The 20,429-nt window shown below is 36.5% G+C and carries 20 protein-coding genes and 1 tRNA gene; 6 read left to right on the forward strand and 15 right to left on the reverse strand.

Features of this window, described 5'->3' with window-relative positions; translation table 11 throughout:
• Nucleotides 1–45: 45 nt before the first annotated feature.
• The 9 genes from phoU to NSQ08_RS20100 form a co-directional block, all read right to left on the reverse strand.
• Nucleotides 46–702 (reverse strand): phosphate signaling complex protein PhoU, encoded by a 657-nt coding sequence (phoU, locus tag NSQ08_RS20060; protein WP_033728155.1) that lies wholly within the window; start codon nt 700–702, stop codon nt 46–48.
• A 325-nt stretch (nt 703–1,027) separates the two neighbouring features.
• Entirely contained in the window at nt 1,028–1,843 is an 816-nt protein-coding gene (gene pstB / locus NSQ08_RS20065; protein WP_002088644.1) for a phosphate ABC transporter ATP-binding protein, read from the reverse strand.
• Nucleotides 1,844–1,871: 28 nt separating this feature from the next.
• On the reverse strand, nt 1,872–2,738 hold the full coding sequence (pstA, locus tag NSQ08_RS20070; protein WP_340778302.1) for a phosphate ABC transporter permease PstA: 867 nt from the start codon (nt 2,736–2,738) through the stop codon (nt 1,872–1,874).
• A 1-nt stretch (nt 2,739) separates the two neighbouring features.
• A complete protein-coding gene (pstC, locus tag NSQ08_RS20075) occupies nt 2,740–3,690 on the reverse strand; it encodes a phosphate ABC transporter permease subunit PstC (protein WP_002088646.1) in 951 nt (316 codons plus the stop codon).
• A 27-nt stretch (nt 3,691–3,717) separates the two neighbouring features.
• The gene (locus tag NSQ08_RS20080; RefSeq protein WP_340778308.1) at nt 3,718–4,635 is read right to left on the reverse strand and encodes a PstS family phosphate ABC transporter substrate-binding protein; all 918 of its coding nucleotides are present in this window, start codon (nt 4,633–4,635) and stop codon (nt 3,718–3,720) included.
• Nucleotides 4,636–5,157: 522 nt separating this feature from the next.
• A complete protein-coding gene (locus NSQ08_RS20085; protein ID WP_340778311.1) occupies nt 5,158–7,281 on the reverse strand; it encodes a peptidoglycan D,D-transpeptidase FtsI family protein in 2,124 nt (707 codons plus the stop codon).
• 109 nt (nt 7,282–7,390) lie between these two features.
• Nucleotides 7,391–8,668: an MFS transporter gene (locus tag NSQ08_RS20090; protein WP_002015154.1), complete on the reverse strand. Its 1,278-nt coding sequence runs from the start codon at nt 8,666–8,668 to the stop codon at nt 7,391–7,393.
• A 122-nt stretch (nt 8,669–8,790) separates the two neighbouring features.
• On the reverse strand, nt 8,791–9,402 hold the full coding sequence (gene sodA / locus NSQ08_RS20095) for a superoxide dismutase [Mn] (protein WP_001052029.1): 612 nt from the start codon (nt 9,400–9,402) through the stop codon (nt 8,791–8,793).
• Nucleotides 9,403–9,622: 220 nt separating this feature from the next.
• Nucleotides 9,623–9,696, reverse strand: a tRNA-Ile gene (locus tag NSQ08_RS20100).
• Between the two features lie 239 nt (nt 9,697–9,935).
• On the opposite strand from NSQ08_RS20100, the gene yqgB reads away from it, so the two are divergent.
• From yqgB to ispG, 3 genes are all read left to right on the forward strand, one after another.
• Entirely contained in the window at nt 9,936–10,703 is a 768-nt protein-coding gene (gene yqgB / locus NSQ08_RS20105) for a protein YqgB (protein WP_002034056.1), read from the forward strand.
• 65 nt (nt 10,704–10,768) lie between these two features.
• Entirely contained in the window at nt 10,769–11,134 is a 366-nt protein-coding gene (locus tag NSQ08_RS20110) for a hypothetical protein (protein WP_340778319.1), read from the forward strand.
• 165 nt (nt 11,135–11,299) lie between these two features.
• Nucleotides 11,300–12,403: a flavodoxin-dependent (E)-4-hydroxy-3-methylbut-2-enyl-diphosphate synthase gene (gene ispG / locus NSQ08_RS20115; RefSeq protein ID WP_161793976.1), complete on the forward strand. Its 1,104-nt coding sequence runs from the start codon at nt 11,300–11,302 to the stop codon at nt 12,401–12,403.
• Between the two features lie 84 nt (nt 12,404–12,487).
• Here ispG and NSQ08_RS20120 read toward each other — a convergent pair whose 3' ends face one another.
• The 4 genes from NSQ08_RS20120 to NSQ08_RS20135 form a co-directional block, all read right to left on the reverse strand.
• Nucleotides 12,488–12,901 carry a Fur family transcriptional regulator gene (locus tag NSQ08_RS20120; RefSeq protein ID WP_002015164.1) on the reverse strand — a complete coding sequence of 138 codons (414 nt, stop codon included), beginning with the start codon at nt 12,899–12,901 and terminating at the stop codon, nt 12,488–12,490.
• 13 nt (nt 12,902–12,914) lie between these two features.
• Nucleotides 12,915–13,748 (reverse strand): metal ABC transporter permease, encoded by an 834-nt coding sequence (locus NSQ08_RS20125; RefSeq protein ID WP_002015165.1) that lies wholly within the window; start codon nt 13,746–13,748, stop codon nt 12,915–12,917.
• Complete coding sequence (locus NSQ08_RS20130; protein ID WP_002015167.1) at nt 13,748–14,518, reverse strand: metal ABC transporter ATP-binding protein; 771 nt, start codon at nt 14,516–14,518, stop codon at nt 13,748–13,750. Before NSQ08_RS20130 ends, NSQ08_RS20125 begins: the two co-directional genes overlap by 1 nt.
• Nucleotides 14,519–14,698: 180 nt before the next feature.
• Nucleotides 14,699–15,577, reverse strand: coding sequence for a YitT family protein (locus NSQ08_RS20135; RefSeq protein WP_340778327.1), 879 nt, complete (start codon nt 15,575–15,577; stop codon nt 14,699–14,701).
• Nucleotides 15,578–15,728: 151 nt separating this feature from the next.
• On the opposite strand from NSQ08_RS20135, the gene NSQ08_RS20140 reads away from it, so the two are divergent.
• Nucleotides 15,729–15,983, forward strand: a complete 255-nt coding sequence (locus NSQ08_RS20140) for a DUF2624 domain-containing protein (protein ID WP_340778330.1) — start codon at nt 15,729–15,731, stop codon at nt 15,981–15,983.
• A 19-nt stretch (nt 15,984–16,002) separates the two neighbouring features.
• On the opposite strand, the gene NSQ08_RS20145 is transcribed toward NSQ08_RS20140, so the two are convergent.
• Together NSQ08_RS20145 and NSQ08_RS20150 are read right to left on the reverse strand one after the other, a co-directional pair.
• Nucleotides 16,003–16,899: a deoxyribonuclease IV gene (locus NSQ08_RS20145; protein ID WP_340778336.1), complete on the reverse strand. Its 897-nt coding sequence runs from the start codon at nt 16,897–16,899 to the stop codon at nt 16,003–16,005.
• Between the two features lie 250 nt (nt 16,900–17,149).
• Nucleotides 17,150–18,460, reverse strand: coding sequence for a DEAD/DEAH box helicase (locus NSQ08_RS20150; RefSeq protein WP_002015172.1), 1,311 nt, complete (start codon nt 18,458–18,460; stop codon nt 17,150–17,152).
• 179 nt (nt 18,461–18,639) lie between these two features.
• On the opposite strand from NSQ08_RS20150, the gene vrrA reads away from it, so the two are divergent.
• Both vrrA and NSQ08_RS20160 read left to right on the forward strand, forming a co-directional pair.
• Entirely contained in the window at nt 18,640–19,353 is a 714-nt protein-coding gene (gene vrrA, locus NSQ08_RS20155) for a VrrA/YqfQ family protein (RefSeq protein WP_002138368.1), read from the forward strand.
• An 89-nt stretch (nt 19,354–19,442) separates the two neighbouring features.
• Nucleotides 19,443–20,393 carry a 4-hydroxy-3-methylbut-2-enyl diphosphate reductase gene (locus tag NSQ08_RS20160; protein ID WP_002015175.1) on the forward strand — a complete coding sequence of 317 codons (951 nt, stop codon included), beginning with the start codon at nt 19,443–19,445 and terminating at the stop codon, nt 20,391–20,393.
• Nucleotides 20,394–20,429: the final 36 nt, after the last annotated feature.

The raw sequence follows: 20,429 nt of genomic DNA on the forward strand, positions 1-20,429 counted from the left end.
TTTGACTAAAAAAAGCAGGTGATTTCTCATCACCTACTTTTCCCCCTACTCATTCAATAAATAATGCTTTCCTTTTACTACATAAAATACATTCTCGGCAATATTTGTAACATGGTCTGCTACACGCTCAATATATCTTGCAACAAAGGATAGTTGTGTAATTTGTGTAATCGCTTCTGGTTGTCCAGGGATAGATGAAATAAATTCACGAATCGCCTTCCCATAAATTTCATCAACGGAATCATCCATTTCAGCAATTTGTTTAGCAAAAGTTAAATTTTCTTGCTCATATGCTTCTAATGCTAAATTTAACATCTTATGAGCAATCTCAAACATTTCCTCAATATTATGTAAACTAACAACCACTTCTTTTTCACCAAGACGAATTGTTGATTTCGCAATATTAACAGCATGGTCTGCAATACGTTCTAAATCTGTCGCTGTTTTAATTGAAATGAAAATTCTTCTTAAATCACTTGCTACAGGCTGCTGCTTTGTAATAAGCATAAGCGCAAGGTCATTTATTTCCTCTTCTAAATTATCCATGCGATAATCCCCATCAATGACTTCTAACGCTTTCTCTACATCCCTGTTGTGAAGACCTTCCATAGCAATCAATAAAGCTCCACTTGCTAACTCACCAAGCTCGATCACCTTTTGCTGTAACGTTTTTAAATCACATTGAAACTGTTCTCTTACCATCATTTCTTCCCCCTCAATATTATGTGCCATTTTATATAAAGTGAAACTTTAATCAGTGTGGGGGTTTTTCATCCCCCACTGATTATTAGCCCTCACCAATCGGGCGTTTATGGGCAGTTGATCTCCCAACTAACTTCTTTGTTCCAGCCGAGTTTTGAGTTGGGAGTTTTACTGCCCGTTAATGCGGGATAAATCCCCTACCCAGCCTCTTGTACGTTTATTAAGCCTTGAGAAAAGAGAAATATTACTCCCCTATTTAAAATAAGGTGAAAATGAGAAATGCCCTCTGTTAAGAGGGCATTTACTCTTAGCCTTGCTAGCGATATCAACCAAATCGTCCTGTAATGTAGTCTTCTGTACGCTTATCTGCAGGTGTTGTAAATAATTTGTTCGTATCTGTATATTCCACAACTTCTCCACTTAAGAAGAAAGCAGTTTTATCTGAAATTCGTGCTGCTTGTTGCATGTTGTGCGTTACGATAACAATACTAAAATCTTTCTTTAACTCCTGAATTAATTCTTCTACTTTTGATGTTGAAATTGGATCTAGCGCCGATGTTGGCTCATCCATTAAAATTACGTCTGGCTCAATCGCTAAGCAGCGTGCAATGCATAGACGTTGTTGCTGACCACCAGATAAACCGTATGCATTATCATGCAAACGATCTTTTAACTCATCCCAAATAGCTGCGCCGCGCAAGCTATTTTCAACAATTTCATCAAGTGTTTTTTTGTCACGAACACCATGGATTTTCGGACCATATGCTACATTTTCATAAATAGATTTTGGGAATGGATTTGGCTTTTGGAACACCATACCCACATGCGTACGTAATTCTTCAACCGGATATGATTTATCAAATATGTTTCGTTCTCTATATTCGATAACGCCCGTAGTTCGAACGATAGGCACTAACTCTACCATACGATTTAGCGTTTTTAAGTATGTTGATTTCCCACAACCACTTGGACCGATAATCGCTGTTACTTCATTCTCATGAATACTTAAGTTGATATCTTTTAAAGCATGGTCTTCTCCGTACCATAAATTTAAATTTTTCGTATCAAATACTATTTTTTTTGGTGCTGTCTCAATCTTTTTCTCATTTTTCACCTGTACATTTACTACTGTTGCTACCATTTGAATTCCCCTTTCATCCACTTCCAACTTATTTTCGATTTCGTAACCATAAGACAAATATATTTATAAAGAGCAACAATCCTAGCAAAACAATCATCCCAGCTGCTGCTACATACTGAAATTCTTCTTGTGGTCTACTCATCCAATTAAAAATTTGAATTGGTAAAACCGTAAATCTATCAAACATACTGAACGGAACATAATTTGCAAAGGCAAGGGCCCCAATAACTAATAATGGTGCTGCCTCACCAATTGCTCTCGATACCGCTAACGTACATCCCGTTACAATCCCTGGCAAAGCGACTGGCAATACAATTTGATACATCGTTTGCCATTTCGTAGCACCTAATCCGTAAGAAGCCTCTAGTAATGAGCTCGGCACAGTTCTAATCGCTTCTTGACTAGCTACAACAACAGTTGGTAAGACGAGTAAGCTCATCGTCAGTGCCGCTGCCATTATGCTCTCTCCCAAATGGAGAGCGTATACGAAAATAGTTAACCCGAGTAAACCAAACACAACGGAAGGTACCCCTGCTAATGTTTGATTATTTAATTCAATTAACTTTTTAAAAACGGACTCCTTCGCATAATGCTCTAAATAAAGAGCTGTTCCGACTCCAAATATAAAAGAGACTGGTATAACAATGCTCATAAATAGTATTGTTCCTGACAAAGCAGCGACAATCCCAGCTTCTCTCGGATTACGTGAGGCGAAGTTTGTAAAGAAATCTATTGAAAGATAACTTATACTTTTTTCAAAAATTTGAAAAAGCAATATAAAAAGTATTACTACTGAAAACAAAATTGCTATATAAAACAAACACTTGTAAATCCGATCCTTTAAAAAACGCGACGCCATATTTTCTTGTATGTTCTTATGGTTTAACATTCGCATATTATGTCAACCTCCTAAAACGGCGCATAATATATTGCGAAATGATATTCATAATAAAAGTAAACATAAATAACGTTGCACCTACAGCATACATGCTGTAATAAGTAATCGTTCCGTGCGGAGCATCACCTAAACTCACTTGTACAATATAGGCTGTTAATGTTTGAATAGAATGAGTCGGATCTATCGATACATTAGGTGTTGATCCAGCTGCAATAACAACAATCATCGTTTCACCAATTGCCCTGGAAGCTGCTAATATAATCGCTGCCATTATGCCCGTAAAAGCCGATGGAAACACCACTTGTTTTACCATCTCAAAACGAGTTGCTCCTAGCGCTAATGAGGCTTCTTTAATTCCTTTCGCTACAGCTCTCATCGCATCTTCAGAGAGAGATGCAATCGTCGGTATCATCATAAACCCTATAACAATACCTGGACTAATAGCATTAAAAAACTGCAAATCTGGTATAACCCGTTGTAAAAGTGGTGTGACAACTGTTAACGCGAAAAAACCATATACAATTGTCGGGATGCCTGCTAGTAGCTCTAACAACGGTTTTAATATTTTCCGAGCGCCATTCGAAGCGTATTCGCTTAAAAATACGGCACAACCTAAACCAATAGGAATTGCTACGAACATGGCAATTGCTGTTACAAGGATTGTTCCACATATAAGTGGTAATATACCGAATTTTGGATCTTCAAAAAAAGGTAACCATTCTTTCTCTGTCAAAAAAGAATACAATGATATCTTTTGAAAAAACATGATTGTTTCATTTGCCAACGTAATAATAATTCCAAGTGTCGTTACAATGGACACGCTAGCAATGGCTTTTAGTATTAACGGAACAATTCGATTGATTCGCTGCGTTTTTTTTCTTCTATTTGTATTTCTCTCAATCAAATGTTGTACAGAAAATGTAATTTGACTTTTGTCATTATGAGCCAAAGATGAAAACCCCTTTCCACCCTGACATTACCTTTTTATTTCTGTTAACATTCGCAGCTGTTCATTATATTTTTCTTTTGGTAATTTTACATATCCGACCTCTTCAGCAAGGCTTCCAACATGCTTAATCATAAACTCAACATAATTTGCTACATTAATTTTATTTCTGATAGATGCATGATTCACATACGTAAATAGCGGCCTAGATAATGGCTTATACGTACCCGACTGAATGGTCTCTTTCGTTGGAAATACACCATCCACCTGTATTGCTTTTACCTTATCTCGATTGGCCATATAATAAGCATATCCTACAAAAGCAATGGCATTTTTATCATTCATTACCCCTTGCATAATAACTTGATCGTCTTCAGACAAAGAAACCGTTTTTACAAGGCGATTATTTTGTAAGACAACATTTTGGAAATAATCATAAGTACCAGAGTCTACGCCTGGCGCATAAAATTTAACTTGTTCACGAGGCCATGATGAATGAATTTGTGACCATCGTTTCAATCTTCCATTTTCACTCCATAATAGACGTAACTCGTCTATCGTCATATTGTTTACCCACGTATTTTGACGATTCACAACAATCGTTAGACCGTCATAAGCAACCTCAAATGGTGTAAATTGAATGAATTTTTTCTGCATTGCTTTTTCTTCTACCGGTTTCATCAATCTCGAAGCATTGTTTATATCTACTTCTCCTTTACTGAAACGATTAAATCCTCCCCCTGTCCCAGAAATACTAATAGAAATTTTCACGTTTGGATGGGCCTTTGTATATTCCTCTGCTACTGCCTCTATAATGGGGAAAACCGTTGAGGATCCATCAACTCTCACTTCTCCCATTTCATTTGTAGCGAATGCAGTAGACATATTAAAACAAAGGAAACATGTCGATAATGTCAAAACTTTAATCGATGCGCTCATCCATTTCACGTGTTCTTCCTCCTAGAAGTAACCGGAAATAACAGGATTACAGATATAAGAATACTGCTAAACTATTAATTCGGTTTTAATTATTTGTAAAAGTTTTGTAAAGTCCCACAAAAACAACTGTATACACAAACTTTATTTTCACTTTTGTACTTTAGATGCAGGAAATTTTCTAATCATCCATAAAGCGAAACTTTAATCAGTGGGGGTTTTGTTCATCCCCCCACTGATTATTAGCCCTCACCAATCGGGCGTTTACGGGCAGCAGGGCTCCCACCTAACTTCTTTGCTCCAGCTGAATTTTGAGGTGGGAGTTTTACCGCCCTCAAACGCGGGATAAAACTGCTATCGCCTATCACACACAACAAACTTAGAGCGTATGCACTAATCTTGTTGTGTTCATCGTTTTTGAAACTACATGTTTTTTCAATATTTTATGCTTGTCCACATTTACTAAACCATATGCGTAAGGCATAAAAAAAAGCACACTATCTTTTCAGATAGTGTGCTTTTTTTACAACTTTTTTATTCATCATCTTGATCTTCTTTTTGATTTTTATTATCTTTTGGAGCTTCACCATTTATTTCTTGGTTTTTCAAATCAAAGTAAGCATCCATAATTTCACGACTAATATATCCATTAATACCAGTCTTATCATCATGTACCCACGGAACAACAACAGAGAATGCTACTTCTGGATCTTCGAGCGGGGCATAACCTACTAATGTTAAGTTATAAGTCTCCACACGCTGACCATCTGCTTTTTTACCAATCTCTTTATCTCCGCCATATACAGTTTGCGCTGTACCAGTTTTCCCTGCAGCTTTATATTTTGCACCAGTAAAGTATTTTGCAGCTGTACCACCTGTATCGTTAAACACTTGTCTAAATCCTTCTTGAACACGTTTAATTTGTGATTCAGGCATATCAACACGATTTAATACTTTCGGTTCCATGGATTGGACAACTTTTCCAACTTCCTCTGGCTTCGCCGATGGCTGACGAATTTCCTTTACAACTTGGGGTTGCATACGATATCCACCATTTGCAATCGTCGAAATATATTGCGCTAATTGAAGCGGTGTATACGTATCATACTGCCCGATTGATAAATCTAATAAGAAACCTGGTTGATTTCCTTTACCTATTTGACCAGCAGTTTCATTTGGCAAATCAATTCCTGTTTTCACACCAAGTCCAAACTGACCAAAATAGTAACGCATAGTATCGAACGCACTTTTCGGAATATCTAACGTACCGCCTCGTACATATGGAACCCCAGCGATATTCATCGCTGTTTTAAACATATAAACGTTAGAAGACATTTTTAACGCTGTAAGGTCATTAATATACCCCATCGTTTTCCAAGATGACTTCATAGGTGTTCCTTTTAATTTAATCGGTTCATCATACTGTACAGCTCCAGGCTGAATCGCACCAGTTTGATATCCCGTAAGTACTGTCGCGCCTTTTACAGTTGAACCCATCGGATAAGAACTTGTCATCGTTCCTAATGCAAAATCCTCTACTTTCGTTTCGCCGTCTTTATTTACTAATTGTTTCCCCGCCATAGATAAAACTTCACCATTTTTCGGGTTCATCATTACAACGAATGCACGGTCTAAAAGAGGCTCGCTCCCTTTAAATCTCATTAAGTTTTTTGTAAGAATTTCTTCTACGCGCTTTTGTAATTTCATATCAATCGTTAAATTCAGATCGTTACCTCGTTGTCCTTGTGACACATTAATAGTTTCTAAAATATTACCGTCTTTATCTGTAACATTTCTAACTTCAGCTTTTGTGCCGTGTAAACTATCTTCGTACTGTTGCTCAAGGTAACTTTTTCCTACGCGATCATTACGATTATAATCACGAACAAGATAGTAATCTAATCTTTCTCTCGGTAACCCTTCATCAGAAGAAGTTACACCACCAAGTACACTTCGGAACATATCATCATACTTATATTTTCGTTCCCAGTCGACATTTGTATCTACACCTGGCAATTTTGCCAAATTTTCACTAATAATCGCGTATTCTTCTTCTGTTGCACCTTTTTTAACGATTTGCGGCGTCATTGCATATCCGCTTTCCATCTTACTTTTGATCGCCAATATTTCTAAATCTTTTGCTGACAGTTGATTAATCTCTTCTTCTGTTACACGATTTCGTTGACGTTCATCTAGTTCTTTATCGTCAATTTTATTCGCTTTAAACTCTTCACGATCTTTTTTTGTGATTTTTGCTTCTGCTTCTTCTTTATGTAAAGCAAGCCAATAATCTTTCTTATCGCGATCTGTTAACTTATCTGTTGGGACTTCAATTAAATCTGCTAACTTTTTCGCCGTCTCTAAGCGATCTGCTGCAGTTGATCCCTTCATTTTTGTAAATGTAATTGTACGAATAGGCTCATTATCTACGACCGCTTCTCCATTACGATCAAATATTTTCCCGCGTGGTACAGGATTACTTATCGTTGAGTTTTCTTTTTTCTCAACTTCATTTTTATATTCCTCACCACGAACAATTTGTACGTATCCAAGCCTTACAATAACCGCGGAGAACATTAAAAACACGCAAAAAAACAACACGTTTAACCGAAAAGGAACGTGGGTCTTTTTCTTTTGTTGTTTCTGCTTCTTGCTCATACAAACCCCCTCTACCAACAGCTATGTAATGTGAAAGGGACACCTTCATACAGGTGCCCTCACTGCTGTCTTACATCTTTTTCTATTCTAGCATAAAACACGCGATAAGTTAACCTTCTGGTTCAGTTTGATTCTGTGTGCTTCCTTGCGCTACAACACTGGTTTTGTTCACATTCCCCTCATCATATTTGACATTTTTAACTGCAAAATAAATAAGAAAATGTCCAGCTCCTAAAATACATAGTAAGAAAGGTAAACTTTTTTCAGGCGGAAAAAATATGACAGCACATAAAAAACTTAAAATGGAACAAATTCTTCCGGCATTTAACCATAATTCCCTGACCACTATATATTCTACACGCCATTCTCTCGCCTGTTTTGCTCTACCAATTACATCGTATGTCATTGAGCCGTACGGAACGAGTAAAATCGGATATGCAACCGCAATACATGCTGCATAAATAAGTAATTTCGTATATGTAACATTAAAAATAACTAAAAATACGACCGCATATAAAATAATGCCACCAAGTAAAATTGCTTTTTTTCGCCATTCTTTCTTTAACATACGAGCAACTAAATAATAGCATACAAATGATACTGCAGAATTCACTAAACTATATTTCCCTAGTGCTAACTCGCTACCAGATGCTAAATAGACATATACCGAAATAACGAAAATAAACGTTCCCTCTCTCAAACCTTGGAAGAAATGAGCGCGCGTAATTCTTCCCCAGTTTTCATCAACTTGCCGCTCTTTCAATACTTGCACAATTTCATAGCGTCCTTCACATTCCCTCTTCGATAAAAAAAAGCTTAGAACGACTGCAACCGCAAATAGCATTAACGAGAGGAAGAAAACGACAGTATAACCACTCCATTTTTCCATACGTGAAATTGTATATCCTGCTGCTATCGGCCCAATCATTCCAGAGAACGATGTAAGAAGTCCTAGAAAACCGTTAAAAAAATCTCTTGTTTCTGGTTCTGTAATCTCAAATGTCAACAAGTTAAAAGCGAGCCAATAAAAACCATAACCAACTCCTAAAAGAGCTCCCATTAATAAAATATAGTGAGATGCACTTTTTCCCGCTACTAAAACGACGATAAAAAAAACAGCTAATGTGCCTACACCGATTCTCAATAAAATCGAGCGATCAATACGTTTCGCTAATTTCCCGCCCACAAGAAATGTTAGAGGTTGCAATACAACGCTGGCCAAATTATACAAGCCCAGATTCACATAATTTTGTGTTTGCTTCCATAAATAAATGTTTACAAACGTATTCGATAAAGAAATTGCGAGCGTGTATAAACCTCCTATAACGAGCAATAATACTAAATCCCGATTCACTTCAACATCACCGATTACATGTTTCCACTTCATACACAACTCTCCTTTACTTCATGTTCTAGTCTTCCAAAGACAAGCTCAATTATGTAAAAGGAGAACATAGAAAAAAGCTAGGAGAAAACCCCCTAGCTTTTTTCTAGCTGTATTAACTTTAATTATTTTGCTTCTTGGTAAAGTTTTTCAGCAACGTTCCAATCTACAACGTTCCAGAATGCACCGATGTAGTCAGGACGACGGTTTTGGTAATTTAAGTAGTAAGCATGCTCCCAAACATCTAAACCGATAACTGGAGTTTTACCTTCAGTTAGAGGAGAATCTTGGTTTGGAGTGCTTGTTACTTCTAACTCACCATTGTTTACTACTAACCAAGCCCAACCAGAACCGAAGCGAGTTGCGCCAGCTTTTGCGAATTCTGCTTTGAATGCATCGAAGCTACCGAATTTCGCTTCAATTGCAGTTGCAAGTTCGCCTACTGGTTGTCCCCCGCCGTTTGGAGATAGGATTGTCCAGAAGAATGTATGGTTAGCATGTCCGCCACCATTGTTACGTACTGCTGTACGGATTGCTTCAGGTACTTCGTTTAAGTTTGCAACTAATTCTTCAACACTTTTGTCAGCTAATTCTGCATGACCTTCTAAAGCAGCGTTTAAGTTTGTAATATACGTGTTGTGATGTTTTGTATGATGGATGTTCATTGTTTCTTTATCAAAGTGAGGTTCTAAAGCATCATACGCATAAGGTAAATTTGGTAATTCGTGTTTTGCCATTGTTATATTCCTCCCGGTTTATGTATTGCCACTTAAGTGACATACAACTTCATTCTACCCTAATTGCCATAGGGTGCAAACAAATAAATCGCTTTGTCTTGCTATCATTAAAGTAGCAAAATTCCCACTTCTTTTCAATTAAAATGCTCATATATTCCGAAAAAAAGCTTCCTTCTACAAGGAAGCTTCCTGCTGACATAATAAACATATGAAATGGATATGGACCCTGTAGGACTCGAACCTACGACCGGACGGTTATGAGCCGTCTGCTCTAACCAACTGAGCTAAGGGTCCACGATTATGTATGTACCATTAAAAACAACTAAATTCCAATCAGATATATCGTTTGAAAAATGTAAGATAAATTTACCATATACGAAAGAAAAGTGTCAATTGTATTTTTATCTACTAAAAGAAGTAAATTAATAAGAAGGAATTTAGTCCTCTCTACTATATGTAAATATAATATATCTTGAGCTTCTCTAGATTCGTACGTTACAATGATTTTATACATACATAAAGGAAGTGAATCTATGTCCATTTTTACACAGCTAGCAAAAAGCGTATATTCGCCTAAAGATATGGCGCTTTTCCGTTTTCAAAAAATCGGTAAAACCATTTTGTATATTATGCTTCTTTGCCTAATCACTACTATTCCAAGAACTTTCTTGTACGGTAGCGTTATTCAAGATGGTGTTAACATGGTAAATAAAGTAATCGAAAAAGATTTACCTGATTTTAAAATTGAAAATGGCGAGCTAACAGCTGATATTGATCAACCTATCGAAAAAGAAGATGGAAATGCCCTTTTCGTATTTGATCCAAATTCAACAGACTTAGAAAAATATCAAAATAAAACAGGTTTATTTGTTTTAAAAGATAAAGTAGTCTCCATGGGGAATGGTCAAACACAAACATACTCCTATAATGACTTATTAGGCGCATCTCTTGAGAAAAAAGATTTACAAGATTTCATTTCGTTATTTGACAGTATTTATCCAATCTTATTATTCGTTATTGGGTTCTTACTGTACTTGTTCCAATTATTTATTACCTTTGTAGGAGTTACATTGCTTGCCTTCATCGGTTCTGCGATGAGCGGTCAACGCAAATTATCTTATAAACAAGTTTGGACATTAACTGCTTACAGCTACACAATTCCAACAATCTTCTTTATGATTATGGATTTATTCAAAATAAACGTACCTGGCGCAACATTCATTTACATTGCAGTTGTTTTAATCGTTCTATACTTAACAATTAAAGAAGTTCCAAAGCCGAAAGAAAAACAAGAACTATAAAAAAATGCCTAAATAGGCATTTTTTTTTTGGACAAGCATATATTCCTAGCAAAGGAGTGAAGGATATGAAGAGATTAGGTGTACTCTTATTCGTGCTTGTCCTCGGTTATATATTTTATTACGACATAAAAATCGGCACTTTACCGATGTTAAGTTCATACAAAAAAACATCTGCTGCCCAAACGATAAAACAAGAAAATACAGATACAAAACAAAATAAAGAGAAAGAAACAGAAAAAGAAACGGATACAGCTTATAAAGCAATCGAAGTAAAAACTGGCGATACAGTTCTTTCTATTACAGAAGCGATTAATAAGAAAAAAATTCCTTCTATTGAAAAAGTAATTGATGATTTTAAGCAATTAAATAAAAATACATCTGCTACAAAAATCCAAGTTGGAAAGTCTTATAAATTCCCCTTATATCAATAAGCAATCACTTAATCCTTGTCAATTACATAAAGGCGCTGATACAATAGTAAAAGTGAAACCGAGTACTTTGGTTTCTATAGCCCTTTCTCACACATACTATCATTGATGTAAGGGACTAAAATAAGAAACTTCTTTTATAAGGAGAGCGATCAATTCGTGAATGAAATGACTCAACGCACAAAAACACGTCCAGTTAAAGTCGGTAATTTAACAATTGGCGGTAACAATGAATTAATTATACAAAGTATGACGACAACAAAAACGCATGATGTTGAGGCTACAGTTGCTGAAATTAAACGTTTAGAAGAAGCTGGCTGTCAAGTTGTTCGTGTTGCTGTTCCAGACGAACGCGCAGCAAATGCTATTGCTGATATTAAAAAACAAATCAACATTCCACTTGTTGCTGATATTCATTTTGATTATCGCCTTGCTTTAAAAGCAATCGAAGGCGGCATTGATAAAGTACGTATCAATCCAGGTAACATTGGACGTCGCCATAAAGTAGAAGCTGTTGTAAATGCAGCGAAAGAGCGTGGCATTCCAATCCGTATCGGTGTAAATGCCGGCTCATTAGAACGTCATATTTTAGAAAAGTATGGATATCCAACTGCTGATGGTATGGTCGAGAGCGCACTGCACCATATTAAAATTTTAGAGGACTTAGATTTCCACGATATTATCGTATCAATGAAAGCCTCTGATGTTAACTTAGCAATTGAAGCATACGAAAAAGCTGCTCGCGCTTTTGATTATCCATTACATTTAGGTATTACAGAATCAGGAACATTGTTTGCTGGGACTGTAAAAAGCGCCGCCGGTCTTGGAGCAATTTTAAGTAAAGGCATCGGAAATACACTTCGTATCTCTTTAAGCGCTGATCCAGTTGAAGAAGTAAAAGTTGCACGTGAACTATTAAAATCATTCGGTCTTGCATCTAATGCCGCAACACTTATTTCTTGTCCAACTTGTGGTCGTATTGAAATCGACCTAATTAGCATTGCTAATGAAGTCGAAGAATACATCTCCACACTTAAAGTTCCAATTAAGGTTGCAGTACTCGGCTGTGCCGTAAACGGTCCTGGTGAAGCTCGTGAAGCTGACATCGGTATTGCCGGTGCACGCGGAGAAGGTTTATTATTCCGTAAAGGGCAAGTCGTTCGTAAAGTACCAGAAGAAACAATGGTAGAAGAACTGAAAAAAGAAATTGATGTAATCGCTGCTGAAATGGCTGCCGAACGAGAAAAAGAAAAAGAAAAACAAGAACAATAAAAAGAAGGTTGCCACAATTTTTGTGAGCAACCTTTTTTTACATTCAAATTAAAAACTCGTCAGTTATATAACTGACGAGCCCTCTCATTTTGCACATTTTGGGCAACGACCATATATTTCAAACTTATGCCCCGTTACCTCATAACCTTTAAAATCTTTATTCATAAAATCCATCGGGCAGGAATTAATCTCTTTTGTACCACCACAATCTAAACAAATGAAATGATGATGATGTTCCATAATGGAGCATGTAAAACGGAAATGCTTTTCACCATTTAATTCCGTTTGCTCTAAAACACCGACTTCAGCAAAAACCGTTAAGTTACGATAAATCGTATCAAAACTAAGTCCTGGATAATCACCCTTCATATGCTCTAAAACATCTTTCGCAGTTAAATAACGATTATGAGCTGCGAATAATCTCAGCATTTCTTCCCTTTTCCCTGTATGTTTGTATCCCTTTTCCTTCATTAGGCGTAAAGCTTCTGTTAGATTCATACCTATCCCTACTTTATGCAGTTTTTTTCTTTTTCCATAAAATTGCACCAATTAAAATAAGAACCGCTATCATAACAATTGTACCACCTGGAGCTAAATCAAGTTGATACGAAGCAAACATTCCACCAATTACTGCAATTTCACCAAATAAAATGGAAAAGAAAATTGTTTGTTTAAATCCTTTTGCAATACGAATACTTGCTGCAACTGGTAACGTCATTAAAGATGATACGAGAAGAACACCTACAACACGCATTGATACCGCAATTACAAGAGCAACTAATATAATGAAGATAAAGTGAATCCACTTTGCACTTAAACCGGTTGATACAGCGTATTCCTCATCAAATGATAGTAAAAACAACTCTTTGTATAATAAAACAATCGTCGCAATAACAACAATTGCTACTATACCAATAATAATTAAATCCGCACTTGTTACAGCACTTACACTACCAAATAAATAACTAAATAAATCCGTATTGAATCCATTAGCAAGTGAGATGAAGATAACTCCAATCCCCATCCCTGCTGAAAGTATAATCGGGATTGCTAACTCTTGATAATGTTTATATACAGTACGTAATTTTTCAATTAGCAATGCTCCACCGATTGAAAAAAACATCCCCATATATAAAGGGTTTAAAAACCCACCGGTAAAGATTGTCTTTTCAAGTAATAAACTTGCTGCAATTCCTGATAACGTCACATGACTTAATGCATCCGCAATAAGCGACATGCGGCGAATTACAACGAACACGCCGATAAGTGGTGCGACAAGCCCTATTAAAATACCAGCGTATAAGGAATTACGTAAAAAATCATATTGTAAAAAATCCTGTATCATTATATCCTCCCGTGATGCCCATGTTCATGTTCTAAGCGATGAACATGATGTCCATATAAAATCGACATTTCTGCATCTTCTAACTCTCGGAATTTCTCTACATTCCCATGGAAATGTAAATGCTGATTCAAACATGCAACATGCGTCACCTTCTCTGTTACAGCACCCATATCGTGCGTAACAAGAATTAACGTAATTCCCAATCTTTTGTTTAAATCCTCTAGTATCTCATAAAAACTTGCCACATTTTTCACATCAATCCCAACAGTAGGCTCGTCCAAAATAAGCAATTCCGGATCACTTACAAGTGCACGAGCAATAAATACACGCTGCTGTTGTCCACCAGAAAGTTCTCCAATGTTGCGACCTCGAAACTCGCTCATACCTACATCAGCAATCGCTTTTTCTACTTTCGCATTATCGTCTTTCGTAAAAAAGCGAAAAAGCCCTTTTTTCGAAACGAGCCCCATTGAAACAACCTCGAAAACAGTTGCCGGGAAACCTGAGTTAAAGCTACTTGCCTTTTGGGATACATAACCAACTTTATTCCACTCTTTAAATTTCTTACTATCAATGCCAAACAATCTAATACTTCCTTGCTTTGGTTTTAAAACACCCAATAAGCATTTAAGTAAAGTCGATTTCCCTGAACCATTCGGTCCAACTAAACCTAAAAAAGCTCCCTTCGGAACTTGCAAATTAATATCTTCTAACACGTTGCGATCTTCATACCGAAACGTTAATCCTTCTATTTCCAATATATTATTCATAGCATCTCACCTATTTTAATTCAGAATGATTCCGATTTATCTCTATTTGAATTATAGTACAGCTTATTATAGTTGTAAACCAATCTGCCTAAAATATATTCTTTATTTCAAGAAACCTTATTATTATAACAAAAAGCAGAGAATAATTCTCTGCTTTCAAAAGATATTACAATTAACTTTTTAGTGAATTGCTGATTTAAACTTACCACCATTTGTCTCTTGTGTATTCATAATCGTAACAAATGCGTTTTCATCAATTTCATGCACAATTGATTTTAACTTCGTCACTTCCAGACGTGTTACAACTGCATAAATAACTTCTTTTTCTTTATCTGTATAGCCACCTTTAGCAACAAGTTTTGTTGTTCCACGACCAAGGCGGTGTAAAATTGCATTTGATACTTCCTCATGTTGATCCGATACTATTAAAACTGCTTTCGTTTCGTCTAATCCTTGAATTACCGTATCAATTGTTTTGAATGCGATATAGTACGTCATAACAGAATACATCGCTTGTTCAACACCAAAAACAAATGCTGCCCATGCAAAAATGAATAAGTTCACAAACATTACGAATTCACCAACAGAAAACGGTAATTTCTTCGTTAATAGAATTCCCATAATCTCGGTCCCGTCTAACGATCCACCATGACGAATAACAAGTCCTACACCAATCCCTAAAATAAGACCGCCGAAAACTGTTGCTAAAATCGGCTCTGTTGTAAATGGCGGGATAGCATGCAACGTTGATTCAATAAATGCTAAAGCTACAATTCCAAATGCTGAAGATAACATGAATGTTTTTCCAATTTGCTTATACCCGGAGTACATAAAAGGAATGTTGAGGATAACAACTAAAGTAGAAAAGCTTAACCACCAAATATTAGGAGTAAGATAATCTAATATAAGAGAAATACCAATAATTCCACCATCAATAATTTTATTTGGCATTAAAAACAGTTCAATCGCTACCGCCGCACACGCTGCCCCAAAGACAATCATAACTAAACGATATACAAGATGAATAACACTTTCTTTTCGATGTTGCTTTTTTTCCATAAGTCCTCCTTATACTCTTTATCTATAGTTTTGTTCTTATATTATAACATAAGCTTCTTTTCCCCATTGAAAAAATGCACCTTGATACGAATATGTACAAGCTATGCGTACATATATTTCGATAGAAGAACGTGTGAAGGAGGACAACACGATGAACCTCATTAAACAACTTGTGAACAAAAAATTAAATCATATTTCTACAAAAGAACTATTGAAATATAGTAAAGAATACGAAGTTCCAATCACAACTGCACAAGCTGATAAAATCGTTTTACTTATGAAAGGGAAAAACATTAACATTTACGATAATACCGAGCGACTAGATTTGTTAAAACAAATCGCTAAAGTAACTACTCCTGCCACTGCCCAACAAGTAAATATTTTATTTCAGCAACTATTAAAATAAGGAGGGGAAAATCCCCTCCTTATTGTGCTTTAATTTTTTCAAGAATTCCTTCATCAAAAGTACCATTTTTCAGCATTTCGATTTCTAATTTATATGGTGGCTTCTTATCTTTTTTATCTTCACCTACATACGGCGTTTCAAGAATTTTTGGTACGTGCGTAAGTTGTGGGTGATGCACAATGTGATGCAATGCCTTATAGCCAATATGACCAAAACCAATATTTTCATGACGGTCTTTTCCAGCTCCGCGTACATTTTTGCTATCGTTAATATGAAGTACTTGTAAACGATTTATCCCAACAATTTTATCAAATTCGTTTAACACACCGTCAAAATCATTTACAAGGTCATAACCTGCATCATGCGTATGACACGTATCAAAACATACGGATAGTTTTTCATTATATTTCACACCATCAATAATTTTCGCAATTTCTTCAAAGCTACGACCGCATTCCGTTCCCTTTCCTGCCATCGTTTCTAACGCAATGTTAACCGTCTGCTCTGGCGTTAATACTTCATTAAGCCCTTTAACAATTTGTTGAATACCAGCATCCGCTCCTGCACCAACGTGCGCACCTGGGTGAAGAACGATTTGTTTCGCTACACCTAATGCCGATGTTCTTTCAATTTCCATGCGAAGGAAGTCTACACCTAATTGGAATGTTTCTGGCTTCGTCGTATTCCCAAGATTAATAATGTATGGCGCATGTACGATAATTTCTTCAATACCGTTTAGTTCCATATGTTTTCTTCCTGCTTCTATGTTCAATTCTTCAATTGGTTTTCTTCGTGTATTTTGCGGTGCACCTGTATAAATCATAAACGTCGTTGCACCGTATGAAACAGCCTCTTCACTTGCTGCTAATAACATTTTCTTACCACTCATAGAAACATGAGATCCAATCTTTAACATACAATCACCTCTTCAATATACAATAGATATAATGATAGCATAATTTGTAGAAATATGTAGCGAATTGTGTGTTCACACAAAAGGCACTACATAAATCAAACAGACTATTCAAACAATTTTCGCTCTATACTTAAATTAACCCAATAAAGCGAAACTTTAGTCAACGTTTTTTCTACCCCTCACTAATTATTAGTCTGCATTAATCGACTTTCTCTCAAGCAGTGAGATAAAAAAAAATAAGGGAAATCCCTTATCTTTTTTTATTGCTATATTTTTTCTTCACTTTGTCACGTTCTGTTGCAAGTTTTCGTTTATAGTTTGGTTTTACTTTTTTCGGCTTCTTAACAACTTTTGTTGCCATAACATCTAGTCCATCACTTGGTTTTTTACGGCTCTTACGACGACGACGGTCACCTAAATCCGCCCATTCATCTCCGCGTAAATCTACATGTTTAAACTCGATATGACGTTGTTTTTCCAAACTATCTAACGCTTCTTCATTTGCTGGATCATAAATCGTCACTGCAATACCTGAATGACCCGCACGTGCAGTTCTTCCAACACGGTGAACGAAGAAATCTAAATCTGGTGGAAGTTCATAGTTAATAACATGGCTAATTCCTTCAATATCAATACCGCGTGCCGCCAAATCTGTTGCGACAATGTATTGGAACTCTAAATCACGAACTTGTTTCATCATTTTTCTACGATCACGTGGTGATAAATCACCGTGTATACGCCCTACTTTTAATCCACGTTCTGCTAATCCATCGGCTACTTCGTCAGCCTTCTTCTTTGTGTTTGTAAAGACAATTGCTAAATATGGTTTAAATTGAAGTAGCATATTTTTCACTAATTCAGTTTTATTACGGTGTCTTGAAGGCACAAGGTAATGATCAATATTTCCTGCTGCAACTTGCTTCGGATTAATATGAATATGTTCTGGATTCTCCATATATTTCTTCAAAAATGGTTTTAATTTTTGAGGAATTGTTGCAGAGAAAACTAACATTTGCAGATTTTTAGGCATACGTGCCGCAATTTTATCTACATCTTGAATGAATCCCATATCAAGCATTAAGTCCGCTTCATCGACAATAATAGTATCCGCTTTATAGACAAATAGCGCCTTTTCTTCTACTAAATCTTTAATACGTCCTGGCGTTCCAACTACAATATGAGGTTGTTTTTTCAACTTTTCAATTGATCGTTGTTTATCAGTTCCACCAATTAAACAGCGTGCTGTAATCATTTGATCTTCTGCACAGAACTTTGTTAGTTTCACAATTTCTTCGTAAATTTGTTGTGCTAACTCACGAGTAGGCGCTGTAATAACAAGTTGTACCTCTTCACGACTTGCATCAATTCTGTTTAATGTAGGAAGTAAGTATGCATGTGTTTTCCCAGAACCAGTTTGGGATTGTCCAATTATACTCACACCTTTTTTCACGACCGGGAAAATCTTCTTTTGAATTCCTGTTGGCTCTGTAAAGCGTAGTTCACGAACTGCATCTATTAAAAATGGTTTAAAATCATACTGTGTAAAAGTTTGTAGTGTCATAAGTTACACCTTCTTTCTAAAATTTCTACTGCGCACAAATCAGTCAAGTCTACATTATATCGAAATCTACAAGTAAAATCCATCTTTAGTTTAGGTTTTTATCTCAAAAACTAACCTTCTTTCCTTCCATTGCATATTGTATGTGTATATACCTAACTGAAGAAAGGAGGATTTCCCACATGTTTCCGAAATCCCCTATAAGACAAATGTATCCGAATCGAGGACAACAATCTTACACACCATATCCGATTCCACAACTACCACCGATGGCTCAAAAAAAGAAAGGTTTCCTTGCTAAACTCTTTAAAAAACACGATCCAACCGAACCTTTCATGCAAATGGTCCCTCCTTATCGACAAATGGAAGGGCCACCGATGATGCACCAACAACCGCCGCCCCAATATCAACAGCAACAGCCATACCAACAACAATATACACAACAATATCAGCCATACATGCAGCAATATCCAGAGCAGATGATACCACCTCAAATGTATGAATCAAATGATACACGTGGTGCTGCGTCAGCTACAACTGCAGCGGCATCTAGCAGCGGCATCGGTAGTTTTTTTTCAAATTTAATTTCGAACCCAACTAATATGATAAATAATATCGAAAAAGTATCTCAAGTCGTGCAATCTGTCGGTCCTGTTGTCGAACAGTACGGTCCCATTATGCGTAGTCTACCAAGCATTGTTAAAATCCTCACCTCTGGAAAAAGTACGGAAGAAAATCAAACTGAAGATGCAACAGAACAGGTTGAGGTAGCAACTCCACCTCCTCCACCTCCAAAAAGGAAACGAAAAAAAATAGTGCTTGAACCGGTAATAGAAAAAGAGGTTCCGAAAGAACCCGTTCAACAATCAGCAACAAAACCAAAACTATATGTGTAACAATCCTTTGTTTTCTATCCACTCCTCCTTTATAATGTAATGGACTATGCACAAAAGTATCCCTTGTTTAGAAGGAGAGGATTACTCACATGAAGATTGTTAAAATTTCCCCTCGTGGTTATTGCTACGGTGTTGTTGACGCAATGGTTATTGCACGTAACGCCGCATTAGATAAATCATTACCGAGACCCATTTATATTTTAGGTATGATTGTTCACAATAAGCATGTCACAGATGCTTTCGAAGAGGATGGCATCATTACATTAGACGGTCCAAGTCGATTAGAAATTTTAGATAAAATCGATTCTGGTACTGTTATTTTCACTGCACACGGTGTTTCTCCAGAAGTTAAACAACGTGCAAAAGAAAAAGGTTTAACGACAATTGATGCAACTTGTCCAGATGTTACAAAAACACATGACCTTATCGAAGCAAAGAAAGCTGAAGGATACCATGTCATTTATATCGGCAAAAAAAATCATCCAGAACCAGAAGGCGCAGTTGGTATCGCACCTGATATCGTTCATCTTATCGAAAAAGCTGATGATTTAAAAACACTAGAAATTCCAACGGATAAAATTTTAGTTACGAATCAAACAACAATGAGTCAATGGGATGTTCAACATTTAATGGAGGACATTCAGAAAAAATTCCCAACAGCAGAATTCCACAAGGAAATTTGTTTAGCAACTCAAGTTCGCCAAGAAGCTGTCGCTAAACAAGCTGATGTTGCAGATTTAACAATTGTTGTCGGTGATCCGAAAAGTAACAACTCAAACCGTTTAGCACAAGTATCACAAGAAATAGCTGGTACGACAGCATACCGCGTTGCAGACGTAAGTGAAATCCAATTAGAATGGCTACAAGGTGTAGAAAACGTAGCTGTTACAGCAGGTGCTTCTACTCCAACGCCAATTACAAAAGAAGTTATTGCTTTCTTAGATCAATATGACCCAATGAATCCAGCTACATGGGACAGAATTCGAAAAGTACCACTTCAAAAGATACTACCTCGTGTAAAAGTGAAAAAAGAACAATAATAAAAACCGTTGCCTACATGAGCAACGGTTTTTATT

The organism is Bacillus sp. FSL E2-8887 (assembly GCF_038007205.1).
Taxonomy (GTDB): domain Bacteria; phylum Bacillota; class Bacilli; order Bacillales; family Bacillaceae_G; genus Bacillus_A; species Bacillus_A mycoides.

Bases quoted from the DNA above. Each gene is read 5' to 3' on its own strand.
- NSQ08_RS20140 (WP_340778330.1), top strand. From the start codon at position 15,729: ATGAACCTCATTAAACAACTTGTGAACAAAAAATTAAATCATATTTCT.
- pstA (WP_340778302.1), bottom strand. From the start codon at position 2,738: ATGCGAATGTTAAACCATAAGAACATACAAGAAAATATGGCGTCGCGT.
- NSQ08_RS20110 (WP_340778319.1), top strand. From the start codon at position 10,769: ATGAAGAGATTAGGTGTACTCTTATTCGTGCTTGTCCTCGGTTATATA.
- NSQ08_RS20120 (WP_002015164.1), bottom strand. From the start codon at position 12,901: ATGAATCTAACAGAAGCTTTACGCCTAATGAAGGAAAAGGGATACAAA.
- NSQ08_RS20150 (WP_002015172.1), bottom strand. From the start codon at position 18,460: ATGACACTACAAACTTTTACACAGTATGATTTTAAACCATTTTTAATA.
- NSQ08_RS20145 (WP_340778336.1), bottom strand. From the start codon at position 16,899: ATGTTAAAGATTGGATCTCATGTTTCTATGAGTGGTAAGAAAATGTTA.
- pstB (WP_002088644.1), bottom strand. From the start codon at position 1,843: ATGGTAGCAACAGTAGTAAATGTACAGGTGAAAAATGAGAAAAAGATT.
- ispG (WP_161793976.1), top strand. From the start codon at position 11,300: ATGACTCAACGCACAAAAACACGTCCAGTTAAAGTCGGTAATTTAACA.
- NSQ08_RS20160 (WP_002015175.1), top strand. From the start codon at position 19,443: ATGAAGATTGTTAAAATTTCCCCTCGTGGTTATTGCTACGGTGTTGTT.
- NSQ08_RS20085 (WP_340778311.1), bottom strand. From the start codon at position 7,281: ATGAGCAAGAAGCAGAAACAACAAAAGAAAAAGACCCACGTTCCTTTT.
- NSQ08_RS20130 (WP_002015167.1), bottom strand. From the start codon at position 14,518: ATGAATAATATATTGGAAATAGAAGGATTAACGTTTCGGTATGAAGAT.
- NSQ08_RS20125 (WP_002015165.1), bottom strand. From the start codon at position 13,748: ATGATACAGGATTTTTTACAATATGATTTTTTACGTAATTCCTTATAC.
- phoU (WP_033728155.1), bottom strand. From the start codon at position 702: ATGGTAAGAGAACAGTTTCAATGTGATTTAAAAACGTTACAGCAAAAG.
- yqgB (WP_002034056.1), top strand. From the start codon at position 9,936: ATGTCCATTTTTACACAGCTAGCAAAAAGCGTATATTCGCCTAAAGAT.
- NSQ08_RS20135 (WP_340778327.1), bottom strand. From the start codon at position 15,577: ATGGAAAAAAAGCAACATCGAAAAGAAAGTGTTATTCATCTTGTATAT.
- sodA (WP_001052029.1), bottom strand. From the start codon at position 9,402: ATGGCAAAACACGAATTACCAAATTTACCTTATGCGTATGATGCTTTA.
- vrrA (WP_002138368.1), top strand. From the start codon at position 18,640: ATGTTTCCGAAATCCCCTATAAGACAAATGTATCCGAATCGAGGACAA.
- NSQ08_RS20090 (WP_002015154.1), bottom strand. From the start codon at position 8,668: ATGAAGTGGAAACATGTAATCGGTGATGTTGAAGTGAATCGGGATTTA.